The 15,128-nt window shown below is 65.4% G+C and carries 12 protein-coding genes; 9 read left to right on the plus strand and 3 right to left on the minus strand.

The features are described from left to right. Positions 1 to 655 precede the first annotated feature (655 nt). The 7 genes from IEY14_RS10665 (at position 656) to IEY14_RS10695 (ending at position 7,398) form a co-directional block, all read left to right on the plus strand. A complete protein-coding gene (locus IEY14_RS10665) occupies positions 656 to 1,744 on the plus strand; it encodes a catalase family protein (protein WP_188908281.1) in 1,089 nt (362 codons plus the stop codon). A gap of 176 nt (positions 1,745 to 1,920) precedes the next feature. Further along, a complete protein-coding gene (locus IEY14_RS10670) occupies positions 1,921 to 2,490 on the plus strand; it encodes a type 1 glutamine amidotransferase domain-containing protein (protein WP_188908283.1) in 570 nt (189 codons plus the stop codon). Then, the gene (gene budC, locus IEY14_RS10675; protein ID WP_244639438.1) at positions 2,490 to 3,263 is read left to right on the plus strand and encodes a meso-2,3-butanediol dehydrogenase; all 774 of its coding nucleotides are present in this window, start codon (positions 2,490 to 2,492) and stop codon (positions 3,261 to 3,263) included. The genes IEY14_RS10670 and budC overlap by 1 nt, the downstream gene beginning before the upstream one ends. A gap of 137 nt (positions 3,264 to 3,400) precedes the next feature. Further along, complete coding sequence (locus IEY14_RS10680) at positions 3,401 to 4,492, plus strand: catalase family protein (RefSeq protein WP_188909215.1); 1,092 nt, start codon at positions 3,401 to 3,403, stop codon at positions 4,490 to 4,492. 35 nt (positions 4,493 to 4,527) lie between these two features. Continuing rightward, complete coding sequence (locus IEY14_RS10685; protein WP_188908285.1) at positions 4,528 to 4,950, plus strand: hypothetical protein; 423 nt, start codon at positions 4,528 to 4,530, stop codon at positions 4,948 to 4,950. A gap of 55 nt (positions 4,951 to 5,005) precedes the next feature. Further along, on the plus strand, positions 5,006 to 6,154 hold the full coding sequence (locus IEY14_RS10690) for an epoxide hydrolase family protein (protein WP_188908287.1): 1,149 nt from the start codon (positions 5,006 to 5,008) through the stop codon (positions 6,152 to 6,154). A 158-nt stretch (positions 6,155 to 6,312) separates the two neighbouring features. Then, positions 6,313 to 7,398, plus strand: a complete 1,086-nt coding sequence (locus IEY14_RS10695; protein WP_188908289.1) for an alpha/beta hydrolase — start codon at positions 6,313 to 6,315, stop codon at positions 7,396 to 7,398. Between the two features lie 139 nt (positions 7,399 to 7,537). Here the strand turns inward: IEY14_RS10695 and IEY14_RS10700 are convergent, their stop codons facing one another. Both IEY14_RS10700 and IEY14_RS10705 read right to left on the minus strand, forming a co-directional pair. Continuing rightward, the gene (locus IEY14_RS10700; RefSeq protein ID WP_188908291.1) at positions 7,538 to 7,927 is read right to left on the minus strand and encodes a response regulator; all 390 of its coding nucleotides are present in this window, start codon (positions 7,925 to 7,927) and stop codon (positions 7,538 to 7,540) included. A gap of 17 nt (positions 7,928 to 7,944) precedes the next feature. After that, a complete protein-coding gene (locus IEY14_RS10705) occupies positions 7,945 to 10,953 on the minus strand; it encodes a PAS domain-containing sensor histidine kinase (protein WP_188908293.1) in 3,009 nt (1,002 codons plus the stop codon). Between the two features lie 381 nt (positions 10,954 to 11,334). Here IEY14_RS10705 and IEY14_RS26290 point away from each other — a divergent pair, with 381 nt between their 5' ends. Both IEY14_RS26290 and IEY14_RS10715 read left to right on the plus strand, forming a co-directional pair. Then, positions 11,335 to 11,592 (plus strand): AAA family ATPase, encoded by a 258-nt coding sequence (locus IEY14_RS26290; RefSeq protein ID WP_373288962.1) that lies wholly within the window; start codon positions 11,335 to 11,337, stop codon positions 11,590 to 11,592. An 84-nt stretch (positions 11,593 to 11,676) separates the two neighbouring features. Then, entirely contained in the window at positions 11,677 to 12,792 is a 1,116-nt protein-coding gene (locus IEY14_RS10715; protein ID WP_188908295.1) for a metallophosphoesterase, read from the plus strand. Between the two features lie 36 nt (positions 12,793 to 12,828). On the opposite strand, the gene paoC is transcribed toward IEY14_RS10715, so the two are convergent. Continuing rightward, the gene (gene paoC, locus IEY14_RS10720) at positions 12,829 to 15,039 is read right to left on the minus strand and encodes an aldehyde oxidoreductase molybdenum-binding subunit PaoC (protein ID WP_188908297.1); all 2,211 of its coding nucleotides are present in this window, start codon (positions 15,037 to 15,039) and stop codon (positions 12,829 to 12,831) included. Between the last annotated feature and the right edge of the window lie 89 nt (positions 15,040 to 15,128).

Raw genomic sequence — 15,128 nt, forward strand, 5'->3', positions numbered from 1 at the left:
GGATTGGGCCGGAAGCTGCCTGTCCGCTTCGAGGACACATTGGCGGAAAGCTGACGTTCGGCAAACGACCCTTCTGCGCCATTGAAGCCTCTCTGAACGCTTGCCTGAAGCGGACATCGGCACCGCAAGCCCATCTTGATGCGGAACTCATCCGAGAACTCAGAGACACCGGCCTGTATCGTTCCCAATAGGAGGCGAGGCTGGTTTTCAGCCCGTAGCGCTCCAACTGTGTCGCATGCCAGATGATCGGCTTTGTTGGATCGGGTGCGAGCTGAGTTGGCTCGCGTCGAGCGAGCGACAGACGCCCATGTGGCCAAGCGCGATTTCTGCCTCGAGCACTCGCCGACCGTCGCGGACATCAGGCAGTGGGTGGATACCAGGTCAACCTCTGCGAGCAGTGTCTGCGCGTCGTCTTTGGTAAATTTCGCGCCGACGACGAGTTGGACAACCGCGGCATATGACAGCGGCAGCATACTGGCTGCACGGCGGATCGCCTGAACCGAGTTCAAAGCACCCGCGTTCGCGTAACCAGCCCTATCATGTGCTTTGTCTTCGGCTGCTGCGCATTTCGGAACCCTTCCGAGAACTCTCGCTTGTCGTTGAAGGCATGCCCCGCCACGCACTGCGAGGGCCGGGAAGATCCGGAGACAACGCGATGACCCGTCCACCCCTTCCCTTCAGCCCTGACGTCGAGCAGCCGAGCGAGGGCGAGCAGAAGACGATCGACGGCATCATCCAGGGGATGACCCAGCAGTCCGAGACGGTAGAGGACCGCGAGCACCATGCCGTGCGCGCCAGCCACGCCAAGTCGACGGCCCTTGCCGTGGGAACGCTGGAGATCCCGGAGGATCTGCCGCCTGAGTTAGCTCAGGGTCTGTTCGCCCGTCCCGGCATCCATCCCGTCGCGGTTCGCTTCGCGCAGGGCCCAGGCGAGCGGCTCGGCGACCGCGTGTCGACGCATCGTGGCCTGTCGATCAAGGTCTTTGGCGTGCCCGGCGAGAAGCTGCCCGACCACACCACGGAAACACAGGACTTCGTTCTGGCCAGCGGCACAACCTTTCCATCCGGCACGGCAGAGGGCTTCCTGCGCGACGGCACGATGATCGGGAAGGCTACGGGGTTGCCAGAAGGGGCTAAGAGCGCCGTCGCCTCCCTGGCGCGCAATTTCAATCGTGTGCTGCATGCCTTTGGCACCGAAAGCGCAAAGGCGGACTTCTTCGGCCATCCCTTCTCGCATCCGCTGGCCGAGCCCTATTACAGTCAGGCGCCGATCCGCTTCGGCGATTATGTCGCCAAGCTCGGTGCCTTCCCGGTCTCGCCGGCGCAGGACGCCTTAAAGGACTGGCGGCTCGATCCGAAGGAGGACGAAGATGGTTTCCGCCACGCCACCGTCGACCACTTCCGAACCAACGAGGTCGTGTTCGAACTGCGGGCCCAGCTCTGGCGCGACGCCGACAGTCAGCCGATCGAGGATGCCTCGGTGGAGTGGTCGGAGGACACAAGCCCCTTCGTCGCCGTCGCCAGGATCCGCCTGCCGGCACAGGACGCTTACAGCGCCGCACGCCAGCGGTACTTCGACGAGGCGATGACCTTCCGCCCGGCTCACAGCCTTGCGGCCCACCGGCCGCTCGGCTCGGTGATGCGAGCCCGTCTCCAGGTCTACCAAGCGCTGTCCGAGTTCCGGCACCGCGAGAACGGCATCCCGGAAGAGAACCCGGCAACGATCGACGCCATCCCTGTCTGACGGCACGGGGCCTATCGTGTTGGCGCTGCCGTTCTTCTGGAGTGGCGTCGTAATCGGCGCTCGGCCTCCTATGACGGCCGCCGTCATACAGGAACTTGGTCAGGTGGGCGTCGTTCATCGGCTCAGTGCGCCACTGACCGCAATGTCAGTGCCACAGGAACCTCACAGGACCATCGATGACCTTATCCAATCGCAGAATCGCCATCCTCGTCTCGCCGCGTGGCACGGAGGATCCAGAGTTCGCCAAACCCAAGTCGGCGGTGGAAGCCGCAGGCGCAGCCGTCACGGTCATCAGCCTGACGAAGGACGACGCCAAGACCGTCAACAACGACCTTGATCCCGGCTCGACCTATACGGTCGACAAGGCGATCGATGAGGTGTCGGCCGCCGACTTTGACGGACTGGTCGTTCCTGGCGGTTGCGTCGGTGCGGACACGCTGCGCGGCGATGCAAAGATTGTCTCGTTCGTCCGGGACTTCTTCGCGGCAGGCAAGCCGGTCGGCGTCATATGCCACGGACCGTGGGTCCTCGTGGAGGCCGGCGTCGTCAAGGGCCGAACCCTGACGGCATACCCGACGCTGAAGACCGACATCGAGAACGCGGGCGGCACGTTCGTCGACCGAGAGGTCGTGACAGATCAAGGCCTCGTGACGAGCCGCAACCCCGACGATCTGCCCGCCTTCTGCGCCAAGATCGTCGAGGAGTTCGAGGAAGGTCGGCACCCGGCCCAGGCGAGGAGCGCCTGATGTCAGCCGCCATGTCGAGGTTTCAAGGCAAGGTCGTTGTCGTGACTGGCGGTGCGTCCGGCATTGGTGAAGCGGTTGCCAAGCGCTTCGCCTCCGAGGGTGCGAGCGTCTTGCTGGCCGACAAGGATGTCGATGGCTTGAAACGGGTGGCCGGGGAGATCGGCGTGCACGCCGCAACGCGAGAGACCGACGTTTCGGATGAGGCAGCCTGCGAGGCGCTCGTCGCCTTCGCAGTGGAGCGCTTCGGCCGGATCGACGTTGTCGTCAACGATGCCGGTGTCGACCACTTGGCCCGGATTGACGAGGGTCCTTTCTCGGACTTCACGAGGGTCATCGAGACCGACCTCTACGGCGTCGTCCACATAAGCCGGGCCGCCATCGCCGAACTCCGAAAGACGAAAGGCACGGTCATCAACGTGTCCTCCGCGTCCGGTCTCGGGGGCGACTGGAACCATGCGGCCTATTGCGCGGCCAAGGGCGCCGTCACCAACTTCACGCGCGCCTTCGCCATGGACGAGGCCAAGAACGGCGTGCGGGTCAACGCGGTGAACCCCTCGCTGACCTACACGCCCTTTACCGAGGGCATGAAGGAGCAGCCTGACCTCGTCGCGAAGTTCGAGGAACGCATTCCCATGGGACGGGGCGCCGAGGTCGATGACATCTCGGGCGTAGTCGCGTTCCTGGCAAGCGAGGATGCTCGTTATATCACGGGCGTGAACCTTCCCGTGGATGGTGGCCTCTCCGCCTCGAATGGCCAACCGGCCTTGAGCTGACATCCATCAGGGCCGGCTTCGGTCGGCCCTCTCCTCGTATACCCATGGCGACGTTCTCGCCGATGTTTTCCCGGCCAACAGGAACCTCGCAGCTCACCACGCCTTCTCCCTTTCGATTTTCAGAAAGGCTCAAATTCATGGTCGTTGCCCCACCCGTTCGTTTCTCGTCGTCCGTCGAACGGGTCCTGCCCGACGAGGCCGAGACCATCGCCAAGCTGAACGAGACGTTCGACACGATTTTGGAGACCACCGCCAAGGACTACGGACACGCCGTCCGCTCGGTCCATGCGAAGGCGCATGGTATCCTCGAGGGGACGATGCGAATCGAGAGCGGCCTGCCTCCAGAGCTTACACAGGGCCTCTTCGCCAAGCCGGGCGAGCACAAGGTCTTCATGCGCATCTCCACTAATGCAGGTGACATCCTCCCCGATGCCATCAGCCTTCCCCGCGGCCTGGCGCTCAAGGTACTCGATGTCGAGGGCGAACGGCTGCCCGGCGCGGAAGGCACGACGCAGGATTTCATCATGGTCAACGGCCCGGTTTTCCAGGCCAAGACCGCGGCCGACTTCCACGGCAATCTCAAGATGCTGGCCGGCACCACCGACAAGCTGGAGGGGACGAAGACGGTCATGTCCTCGGTTCTGCGCGGCGTGAACAAGGCCTTGGAAGCGGTCGGGGTCGAAAGCCCGAAGCTACAGTCTCTCGGCGGTGCTCCGAATGTCGACCCGCTGGGCGAGACCTACTACAGCGTCACACCCTTCCGATACGGCGACTACATCGCCAAGTTCTCGATCGCGCCCGTCTCGCAGGACCTCACCGAACTGACTGGACGCGAGATCGACGCGAGCGAAAACGAAAACGCCATCCGCGATACCATCCGGGCTGAGATGCAGGGCATCCGTGGGCGATGGGAATTGCGGGTGCAGCTTTGCCGCGACCTCGAGAAGCAGCCCGTCGAGGATCCGATGGTGGAGTGGAAGGAGGACGAAGCGCCGTTCCAAACCGTCGCCACCATCACCGTCGAACCGCAGGACAGTTGGGCACCCGAACGCGTTCAAGCGGTCAATGAAGAAATGCGCTTCGGCATCTGGACCGGGCTCGCCGCCCATCAGCCGCTCGGCAATATCAACCGGGCTCGCAAATCTCCCTACAAGCATTCTGCCGAGTTCCGGGAGCGATTCAACGGTTGCCCGATTCACGAGCCGTCGGCCAGGAAGATCGGCGCGTGAGTGGGTCTCGTCTTCTTGGTGCCATCGCGGGAGGGGTGACCGCAGGGATCGGCATCACGGCCTTGCTGGTCGCGGGCGAGCGCAAGAGCGGTCAGCCGTCCGAACTCGCCGCTTTGGAACGCGCATCCGAGGCGAGCCTCGGATTGCGACTTCGGGACCACAATGCCTTGCCCGGCGCGAGCGAGCAGGCATTCATTCAAGGCGGTCACCTGCTTCTATCCGCCGTTGCCGGCGCGACCTACGCGGTCGTCACGGACGAGGACTCGGGCGTTCTCAAATCTGGAATCATGTTCGGTCTGTTCTTCTATGCAGCCATGCACTGGGTTGTCGGACCCATGCTCGGGGTGAAGAAGCCGGAATGGCGGTCGGATGCCGCGACGATCGGCATGCACACGGCGAACCATATTCTGTTCGGGCTGGCGACCGCTGCCGGCGCCAAGTTCTTCAGTCGCCGCTGACGTGGGGCTCTTCGACATCCGTCGAGCACCCTTCCGAGACGCAAGGAAGTAACCGATGCAGCCGTTCGAAGTGAACTGGTCGGAAGCGGACGTTGAAGCGGTCCTGGAGCGCGTGCGCACCTATCGCTTTCCCCCGGCGCCAGAGGGTGAAGGGTGGAAGTACGGCTGCGATGCCGCCTACTTGCAAGACTTCTGCGGCTACTGGAGCGCATCATACGACTGGCGCGGCGCCGTCCAGCGCCTCAACCGCTTCCCGCAGTTCGTTGCGGAGATCGATGGTGTCGACATCCACTTCGTTCATGTCGTCGGCGAAGCGGACGGGCGACGTCCTCTTCTTCTGTCGCACGGTTGGCCGGGCTCGCATCGCGAGTTCTGGAAGGTCATCGAGCCTCTGGCCTTCCCGTCGCGTTTCGGCGGACGCACGGAGGATGCCTTCGACGTCGTCGTACCGTCGCTTCCGAACTTCGGCTTCTCCGGAAAACCAACGACGACAATCGACCAGCGCCAGACCGCGCTTCTCTTCGATCGTCTGATGCGGGATGTTCTCGGCTACGCGCGCTACCACGCTCATGGCGGCGACTGGGGGGCGCTCGTGACAGGCCTCCTTGCGTTGGAGTGTCCCGAAAGCCTGCACGCCATCCACCTGACCATGATGTTCCCCGCTCCGTCCGCAGAACCCGAAACATCGGAGGAAAAGGCCTGGGCGGAAGTGATGGCAGCGATCGAGAAGCAGAAGGGCGGCTATCGACATCTCCAGGGTTCGAAGCCGCAGAGCTTGTCCTGGGCGGTCGGAGATAGCCCCGTGGCGCAGGCGGCCTGGATCCTCGAGCGATACCACGAATGGTCGGACCGCCGAGAGCGTCCCTTCGAGGACGTGTTCGATCAAGACGAACTCGTCGACACGATCATGATTTACGTCATGACCGGCGCGTTTCACTCCTCGATCCGCTACTACTCGGCGGCGCAGGAAGCCAAGTTGCGGAACCTGCCCGACAGGCGGCGCGTCAAGGTGCCGACCGCCTTCGCGCGCTTCCCGGATCCGTTGCATCCCTGGCCGCCGCGCTCCCTGGCCGAGAAAGGATACGCTGCGATCACGCGTTGGACCGAGATGCCGCATGGCGGGCATTTCGCGGCGCTCGAGGCGCCGGATCTTCTCGTCGACGACCTTCGGGCTTGGGGACGGGCACCGGATCCTGTCGGCTGATTTGGCCAGTTATGCTTCGAACGCGAACGGCACAACGTAGGTCATCGGAAAGGCAAAACATTCGCTCTGCGGCATCACGTGCAGCTGAAGAAACCCCTTGGGCCGGAACATAAGTTGCCGTCCATGACTTCATCGATCTCTCCTTCAAAGGAATTTCCATGAAGATCATGTCTCCGCTCGTCGCAGCGCTTGCTGCCGCGACCATCATGTCGACCGCAGCCTTTGCTCAAACCGCCACCCCTACACCGGCGCCTGCAACTGAAATCGCAAACCCCGCGATGGCGCAGCCCGCCCCCGAGATGAAGGCGGTCCTCGATAAGCTGAAGGAACTCGGCGCGAAGCCAATCGGCACGCAGTCCGTCGAGGAAACGCGCAAGGGTCCGACCCCGGCCGACGCCGCGATGGCGGTCATGAAGGAAAAGGGCATTCAGCCCGACGCCGCCGTCAAGGCCGTAAAGACTAAGGACATGATGATCCCGGGTGCGGCTGGCGAGATCCCGATCCGGATCTACACTCCCGAAGGCTCGGGCCCGTTCCCGATCGTCGTTTATTTCCACGGTGGTGGTTGGGTGATCGCAGACATCAACACTTATGACGCATCGGCGCGAGGCATCGCAGCGGGCGCCAAGGCCATCGTGGTGTCTGCCGACTATCGTCACGCGCCGGAGCACAAGTTCCCAGCCGCCCATGACGATGCCAACGCAGCCTACAAGTGGGCCGTCGAGAACTCAGGCTCGTTCAACGGCGATGCGAAGAAGGTCGCGCTTGTCGGCGAAAGTGCCGGCGGCAACCTGGCGGCCAACGTCGCCATCACGGCCCGCGACCAGAAGCTGACGGCACCGCTAGCTGAGGTCTTGGTTTATCCCATCGCTGGCAAGGACATGATGACGCCGTCCTACGTCGAGAACGCCGAGGCGATGCCCTTGTCGAAGAAGGCAATGGAGTGGTTCGTCTCCAACGTCTTCGCGAGCAAGGATCAGGCCGCCGACCCGCGCATCGATCTTGTCAACCGGAGCGATCTCGCTGGGCTACCGCCGACCACAATTATCAACGCGCAGATCGATCCGCTGCGTTCGGAGGGTGAGATGCTGGCCGACAAGTTGAAGGCGGCGGGCGTCACCACCGAGCAGAAGAGCTTTGCTGGTGTGACCCACGAGTTCTTCGGCATGGCGACGGTAGTGCCGCAGGCGAAGGAGGCGACGGACATGGCGGTCGCCGCGCTGAGGGAAGCGTTCGGAAACTGAACCATCGTTGCTCATGACCAAAGAAGCCGCCAGCGCCAGTTGGGGCCGGCGGCATACGACCCAAGTTCGCCGAACACGCGATGGATACGGAAGCCCATTAGCGGACATTCCACTCCAATGTGCTCAATCCGTAGCTGGGTTACGAATGGACCTGCGCGGCGATGTCGTTGAGTGCCGCGATGATTCCATTCGGGGGATAGGGCTTGGCAAAAAACAGGCCGTTCTCCGGCATGTCGTCCTTGCCGACCTTGAGGCGACCGGAGGTGATGATGATGGAGACCGGCGGCCAGCGATCGCGAACAGCGCGGGCGAGCTTCAGCCCGTCCATTGTCCCCGGCATCTCGACGTCGGTGAACAGGACCCGGATGTCGGAGTGACGCTCCAGCATGCGAATGGCCTGGTCAGCGTTGCGCGCCTCATAGGTCGTGAAGCCAGCGTCCTGGCAAAGGTCAACGGCTTCGGCGCGCACAAGGGCGTCATCCTCGACGACGAGGACTGCGTAACGCTTGGGATCGAAGGACTGGCCCATGGTCTGCGGTCGGTCTCTCAGGCGAGGCATGCAGGACGAGCGGGCGCCCCGGTCAGGGTGAAGCGGATGCCTGCGGGATCGAAGTCGATGTGACCCGCACCGTCGAAGTAGCTGGCGACGATGCGCTCAATCAGCTTCGATCCGAACCCACGGCGTGTCGGCGGCGTAACGGCGGGGCCGCCGGTTTCGATCCAGCGGAACTCGAACGCACCGTCAACGAGCCCCCACGACATGGCGACACGACCGGTCTCGTTAGAGAGCGCGCCATACTTTGCCGCATTGGTAGCGAGTTCGTGGATCGCGAGGCTGAGACCAAGCGCCTGCTGCGCGGTGAGCCCCAGGCGCGGCCCGTCGGCCTCGATGCGGTGATCCTTAGTCTGGTGCGGGCCGATCGCCGCATTGACGACCTCGCCGATGTCGGCCTCCTCGAAGTTCGACCGCGTCAGGATGTCCTGTGTCCGAGCCAACGCCGAGATGCGCGTGAAGACCGCCTCATTGGCCTCCTCCAGCGAGCGGGCTTGCCGCATCGTCTGGGCCGTGATCGCCTGAACCATTGCAAGCAGGTTTTTCATGCGATGCGAAAGCTCCTGGTTGAGGACCGCACGCGCTTCTTCAGACGCCTTGAGCTCCGAGATGTCCCGCGAGACCGACAGGATGCGTTCGGGTCTGCCGTCCACTCCGCAGATCGGCGAGACCTGGACGTCCCAGTAGCGGCGCGTGCCCTTCATCGTGTCGGCGTACCCTTGGAACGCTGCGGGCTTGCCGGCCAGGGCCGAGGCGATGGCCTCCTTTGCCGCTACATTGCCCTCACCCTGCCAGAAGTCCGGCCAAGGACAGCCGGCGATGGCGTTGAAGTCTGAGACGTCCATCACCCGCTGCCCGCCCTCGCTCATGAAGACGATGTTGGCGTCGAGATCGAGCACCTTGATGCAGTCGCTCGACGAGGCCAGCACGCTGCGCATGAAGGCCTCATTCTCGCGCAACTCCTCCTCGGCACGGCGGCGTTGGATCGCCGTGCGTGTCCGCCCTGCGGCATCAGCAACGAAGGCGACCTCTTCCGGCAGCCACTCTCCCGGCTCGTCGTCGTTCACGTAGAGGACGGCGACCGTTCGCCCGTTCTCAACTATCGGCAGATTGATGAGGCGACGGACCGAGACGCTTTCGAGAGGCGCTGTATCGGATGCCGTGCGGGGGTCCAGACGGATGTCGGGAATGACGACGGTCCGGCCCTGCCGCAGGTCCTCGGCATAGCCGCCATAGTCGTCCATCCGGTAGGTTCCGGCAAGCGTCGGGTAGCCCTCAGCGGTCCAGTCGTTGGGCACGGTGAAGGCCTCGCCGTCAGTCCCCACCGTGCCGTAGCCGACCCTGCCAACGCCAAGAGCTTGACCGATGATGCGAGCTGCTGCGGCCGACATCTCGTCGGGCGCGGTCATGGCCGACAGGGCCTGCGAGAGGTCGGCCATGGCCTCACGGCGCGCCTCTGCTCGGACCCGGTCCGTGACCTCGAGGAACAGAACTGTGAAACGATCGTCGCCGATCGGCTGGCAAACACCATCGTACCAACGACCGAGGCTGCCGACCTGCCGCGTGAAGCGGATCGTCTCGCCACTGTCGACGACGACCGCGAACTCGTTGACCCATTCGTCCTCGATACCGGGGAAGACCTCGCGGATCGTGCGCCCTGCAGCGGACTTTGGGGATATCCCGACGAGGTCGCCCCAGGCCTGGTTCACCTCTTCGTATCGCCAGTCGGTTACCCGACCCTCTGCGTCGCGGACCACCTTACCGAGGATGAAGCCTTCCTGAAGTCGCTCGAACAGGCTGCGCCACTTGCGCTCGCTGTCGGCTAGGTCTGCTGCGACCCGACGGCGATCCGTCACGTCCGTGAAGAGGATCGCGACGTGGTGACGGTCCGGGACGCCGACGCGGTGGGCCTCGACCTCGAACATCCGGTTGCCGAGCCCCGTCGCCCCCAGCTCGAAACGGGCGGGTTCACCGCTCAGAGCTACGTGGCCGTAAGTGTCGAACCAGTGCGGTTCGAGGCCGGGCGCGACCTCGGTGACCCACTTGCCCACCGAGCCATAGAGCCCAGTGTGCCGCTCGTAGGCTGGGTTGCCGTCGACGATACGGTAGTCGATCGACTTGCCCGTCTCATCGAACTTCATCTCGACGACGCACATGCCGACGTCGACGTTCTCGGCCAAAGCTCGATACCTGTCTTCGGTTTCCCGCAAGCGGCGGGCGCCGAAGATGCGTTCGGTGACGTCGACGCCCTCGACGAATATGCCAACGACCAATCCGTCCGCGTCCCGGATCGGCTGGTAGACGAAGTCGAGATAAAGATGCTTGGCGGGGGCATTGGGGCCAGCTTGGAGGGTGATCGGCGTATCCGTCGCGTGGTGTGCCAGACCCCGCCGGTAGACGTCGTCCAGGAGATCGACGAACCCTTGGGCCGCCGCCTCGGGCAAGGCTTCTGCAACTGTCCGTCCCACAACGTCGCGTCCGCCGACGAGTTTCGAGTAGCCAGGGTTCACCCGTTCGAACCGATGCTCGGGCCCGCGCAGGAGCGCCATGAAGGACGGCGATTGCGAAAAGATTGCCTCGAGTTGCTCTTGGTCGTCGCGGCGCGCCCGTTGCGCCACCGTCTGCTCGGTCCGGTCGCGAAGGACCTTCACGAAGCCCGTGTGCCGATCCTCTTCATCAAGCAGCGGCATCATCTCGCCGCTGGCCCAGAAGGGACTGCCGTCGCGCTTCAGGTGCCAGCGCTCGTCAAGGGCGCGCCCCGTTTCCAGCGCAATCGCCATCTCCTTGAATGCCCGTCCGCTCTCGCGATCCTCGGGCGTAAAGAACAGTTCGGCCGTGCGTCCAACCATTTCCCAAGCCGACCATCCAAGGATTTGCTCGGCGCCCGCGTTCCAGTCGGTGACGATGCCTTCCCGGTCCGTGGCGATGATCGCGAATTCGGTGATGCTCTGGATGATCTGCCGATCGCGGGCCGGACTGTACGAAGGTTCGTCGCGTCTCATTTTCAGATATCCGGGATCGCATCTCGATCGCTCGCGGACGATTGATCTCGCACGACCTATGCTTGGTACAGTTCTCACATTCAAGAATCAGAGTGTCGCGGGCCGCCTTTGTTCAGCACGCTCGATCAACGGCAGGGCAAATGCCTCTGCCTGAAGCCGTAGAGCATGTCCGCTTCGGCTTGACCGCAGCCTAAAGCGGACTGGAAGCTTTCCACCCTCCCCGGCTGTTCAAGACGCGTTCCGGATCGGGCCGAAAGGAGAAGGTCGGCTTTTGGACGTAATGTCCGAAAAGCTGCCGTTCCGTTGTCGACCCCTCATCGTCGTTCCGCGGCTTTCGGAGCTTTCCCGAAAGCGGCCGTTCCGCAACTCTGAACCGCCCCGGTGACGCGAGCGATCTGTCCAGCTCCAGTCACCAGGATGTCGCGGTCGCGAAGCAGACGGTCGACGATCGGCGCTAAGGGCCACCTAGGAGACATGCTGAAGGCAATGCGCTCGGCTTTCGAGGAGGCGCGCAAGCATCCGCCCTCGCTCCTGTTCGTGAGCGAATTTGACTCGGTCGGCAGCCGCGACGAAGGCATTACGCCCGACGCGTTCCGCAGGGACGGCGCGCGGGCCGCTGCGGGGATCACTGCGCCCTGACCGCCGGGTGCTCACGGAACGGCATGCCGGCAGCGCGCCTTGGATCTGCGGGCCGCTTGACGTCTTCTCGAATCCGAGGGCCGCATGTTCCACCTGAACTTCTCGGTCCCGTGCCTCTACGTGCTGGCACGGTTCCTCCTGCCGCTTCCCTGGTCGACCCGGTCGAAGCTTGCCGCCGGAGCCCTCCTGCTCTTCGCCTCCCAGTTCCACCTCTGGAACCGCCTGTCGTCGGGCTCCGTCTACTCACCCGAGTTTCCACAGGGGGTGGTGGTCGCCTTCAACTGGGCCTTCGGCACCATCCTGTTCCTCGCGATCCTCCAGATCGCGCTCGACGTCGTCGGCCTCGCGACGCTTCCCTTCCGCCGGCCCGCCGCGATCGTCTCGACGAGGGCGCGGTACGCGGCGGCCCTGACCGCAACGGTTCTTGCCGCGGTCGCCGTCCACCAGGCGACGCGGGTGCCCGAAGCGAAGGACGTGGAAGTCGCGATCAAGGACCTGCCGCCCGCGTTCGACGGCTACCGACTCGTGCAGCTAACCGATCTGCACCTCAGCCGCCTGTTCCAGGCAGATTGGGCACGCGCAGTCGTGGAGCGCGCCAACGCCCTCGACGCCAATCTGATCGTGGTGACGGGCGACCTCATCGATGGCTCGGTCGAGGCGCGCCGCGCCGACGTCGAGCCGCTTGCCGACCTCCGCGCCCCGGACGGCGTCTGGATGATCCCCGGCAATCACGAGTACTACTTCGGCTACGACGAGTGGATGACCCGCTTCGGCGAGCTCGGCCTTCAGGGTCTCACCAACCGCCACACGGTCCTGCGTCGCGACGGCGCGGAACTCGTCCTGGCCGGCCTTGCCGACCTGCGGGCGCCCGCGAACGGGCACGACGGCCCCGACCTCAACGCGGCCCTGGCGGGCGCCCCGGCGGGCGCGCCCGTGATCCTCCTCGAACACCAACCCCGCAACGCCCCGGAGCGGGCCCCGCATGCGCATCTCCAACTTTCCGGCCACACCCATGGCGGCATGATCCGCGGACTGGGTTTCTTCGTCGCCCGCGCCAACAACGGGTTCGCGTCGGGCGCCTACCGCGTCGGCGACATGACGCTCTACCTCAGCAACGGCACCGGCCTGTGGCCGGGCTTCGCCCTGCGCCTCGGCAAGCCGCCCGAGATCACCCGCATCACGTTGCGCACGGCTCCGTGAGAGAGCAAGCGTCGGAGCCCAACCCCGCCGCTGACGTCAGGCCACCTCCGGCATCTCCGCAATGAGCTTGTCGAGCGTGATCGGGTAGTGGCGGACGCGTACGCCCGTCGCGTTGTGGACGGCGTTGGCGACGGCGGGTGCCACTCCGGTCAGCCCGAGCTCGCCGATGCCCTTAGCCTTCACCGGGGAGATCACCGGATCCAGCTCGTCGACGAACAGGACCTCGAGGTGCGGCACGTCCGCGTGGACCGGCACCTCGTAGCCGGCGAGGTCGTGGTTGACGAAGAAGCCGACGCGCTTGTCGACGGCCATCTCCTCCATGAGGGCCGCGCCGATCCCCATCGTCATGCCGCCGATGACCTGGCTGCGCGCGAGCTTCGGGTTGAGGATGCGACCGGCCGCGCAGGCTGCCAGCATCCGCCGGACGCGGATCTCCCCGGTCCAGGCGTGGACGCCGACCTCGGCGAAGTGGGCGCCGAACGTCTGGATGGCGAAGCGCTTGGAAAGGTCGCCGAACTCGATCGCGTCCTCGACGACGACGTCGCCGCCCTCCGCCGCGGCCGCCAGCGGCAGGCTACGGTTGCCCGACCGCACCATGCCGTCCGCGAACTCGGCATCCGATGCGTTGAAGCCGAGGCGGCGGGCGACCTCGTCGCGCAGCGCCATGCACGCCGCGTAGACGCCCGCCGTCACCGAAGGGGCGCCCTGCTGGCCGCCCGAGCCGGGGGTCTGCGGGAACGAGGAGTCCCCGAGCCTGACCACGACACGCTCGAGGGGCACGCCCATCATCTCGGCCGCCGTCTGCTGCATGATCGTGTAGGAGCCCGTGCCGATGTCGGTCATGTCGGCCTCGACCGTCAGCATGCCGTCGCGCCCGAGGTGGACGCGTGCGCCGGCCTTGGCGATCGGCGCGGCGCGGATCGCCCCCGCCATTCCCATACCGACGAACCAGTCGCCGTCCCGCACGCGCCCCGGCGTGGCGACGCGCGTGTCCCAGCCGAACCGCTCGGCGCCGAGGCGCAACGCGCGGACGAAGGGACGCGACGAGAACGGGCGCCCGGGGTTCTCCGGATCGACCTGGGTGTCGTTGAGGACGCGGAACTCGATCGGATCGATTCCCAGCTTCTCCGCCAGCTCGTCCATGGCGACCTCGAGCGCCATCAGGCCCGGCGCCTCGCCGGGGGCACGCATCGCGTTGCCCTCGGCGAGGTCGAGCGTCGCGAGATGGACGCGGGTCATCCGGTTGGGGCCGGCGTACAGCGCGCGGGTCGACAGCGTGGTCGGCTCGGTCCGTCCGCCGTCGAGGTTGCCGGACCAGCTCTCGTGGCCGACCGCGGTCAACATCCCGTCGCGGGACGCCGCGAGGCGGACGCGCTGGATGGTCTTGGGGCGGTGGATCGTCGCGTTGAACATGAGGGCGCGCTGGAGCGCGAGCTTCACCGGACGGCGGGCGGCACGCGCGGCAACAGCGGCGAGCGCGAGGTCGGCCTGCACCGTACCCTTGCCCCCGAAGCCGCCGCCGATGAAGGGGGAGAACAGCCGCACGTTCTCGCGCGGGATGCCGAGGATCGCGGCGAGGTCGCGCGTTCCCCAGTTCATCTGTTGTATCGACGTCCAGCAGGTCAGCCGGTCGCCGTCCCAGCGGGCGATCGTGGCGTGCGGCTCCATCATGGCGTGGGCCTGGTCGGGGACCGAGTAGGTCTCGTCGACGAAGAACTCCGCGTCCCGGAAGGCGGCCTCGAAGTCGCCGACCTCGGTTTCGGTGGGGCCGCCGAACGGCATCTGCGGCGCGACCGGCGCGTTGCCAACGGCGGCCTCGAGATCGAAGCGTCCCGCGAACCGGGTGTACTCCACGCGGACGAGCGCGGACGCGGCGCGGGCCTGCTCGAAGGTTTCCGCCACCACGACGGCGACCGGCTGGTGGTAGTGGTCGACATCGGGAGCGGCGAGCATGCGCTGGACGTAGAACTCGCCCGTCCCCAGCCGGCCCGCGTTGCGGTGGGTGACGACGGCGACGACGCCCGGCGCGCGTTCCGCCTCGCGCGTGTCGATCGAGGCGATCCGGCCCTTCGCGACGGCGGCTCCGAGGATGTATCCGTAAGCGGCATCGGGTCCGACGTCGCGCTGCTCGTGCGCGTACGTCGCCGTTCCCGTCGTCTTCAGCCTGCCCTCGTAGCGGTCGACGGGCCTGCCGACGACGGTCATTCGGTCGATGGGATTCATGCCGGCGGGCGTGTCGAACTTCATGGCCATCGACTCCGTTGTTTGGGGACGCCCAGCGGGCTCCCGGCGGCTGGCCGCTCCTGGAGCGCGCGGGGCGCCGCGTCCCGTGCCGC

The sequence above is a fragment of the Aureimonas endophytica genome (genome assembly GCF_014642635.1).
Taxonomy (GTDB): Bacteria; Pseudomonadota; Alphaproteobacteria; order Rhizobiales; family Rhizobiaceae; genus Plantimonas; species Plantimonas endophytica.

Coding starts and splice junctions, on each gene's coding strand:
- IEY14_RS10665 (WP_188908281.1), top strand. CDS start 656: ATGACCCGTCCACCCCTTCCCTTCAGCCCTGACGTCGAGCAGCCGAGC.
- IEY14_RS10670 (WP_188908283.1), top strand. CDS start 1,921: ATGACCTTATCCAATCGCAGAATCGCCATCCTCGTCTCGCCGCGTGGC.
- budC (WP_244639438.1), top strand. CDS start 2,490: ATGTCAGCCGCCATGTCGAGGTTTCAAGGCAAGGTCGTTGTCGTGACT.
- IEY14_RS10680 (WP_188909215.1), top strand. CDS start 3,401: ATGGTCGTTGCCCCACCCGTTCGTTTCTCGTCGTCCGTCGAACGGGTC.
- IEY14_RS10690 (WP_188908287.1), top strand. CDS start 5,006: ATGCAGCCGTTCGAAGTGAACTGGTCGGAAGCGGACGTTGAAGCGGTC.
- IEY14_RS10695 (WP_188908289.1), top strand. CDS start 6,313: ATGAAGATCATGTCTCCGCTCGTCGCAGCGCTTGCTGCCGCGACCATC.
- IEY14_RS10700 (WP_188908291.1), bottom strand. CDS start 7,927: ATGGGCCAGTCCTTCGATCCCAAGCGTTACGCAGTCCTCGTCGTCGAG.
- IEY14_RS10705 (WP_188908293.1), bottom strand. CDS start 10,953: ATGAGACGCGACGAACCTTCGTACAGTCCGGCCCGCGATCGGCAGATC.
- IEY14_RS10715 (WP_188908295.1), top strand. CDS start 11,677: ATGTTCCACCTGAACTTCTCGGTCCCGTGCCTCTACGTGCTGGCACGG.
- paoC (WP_188908297.1), bottom strand. CDS start 15,039: ATGAAGTTCGACACGCCCGCCGGCATGAATCCCATCGACCGAATGACC.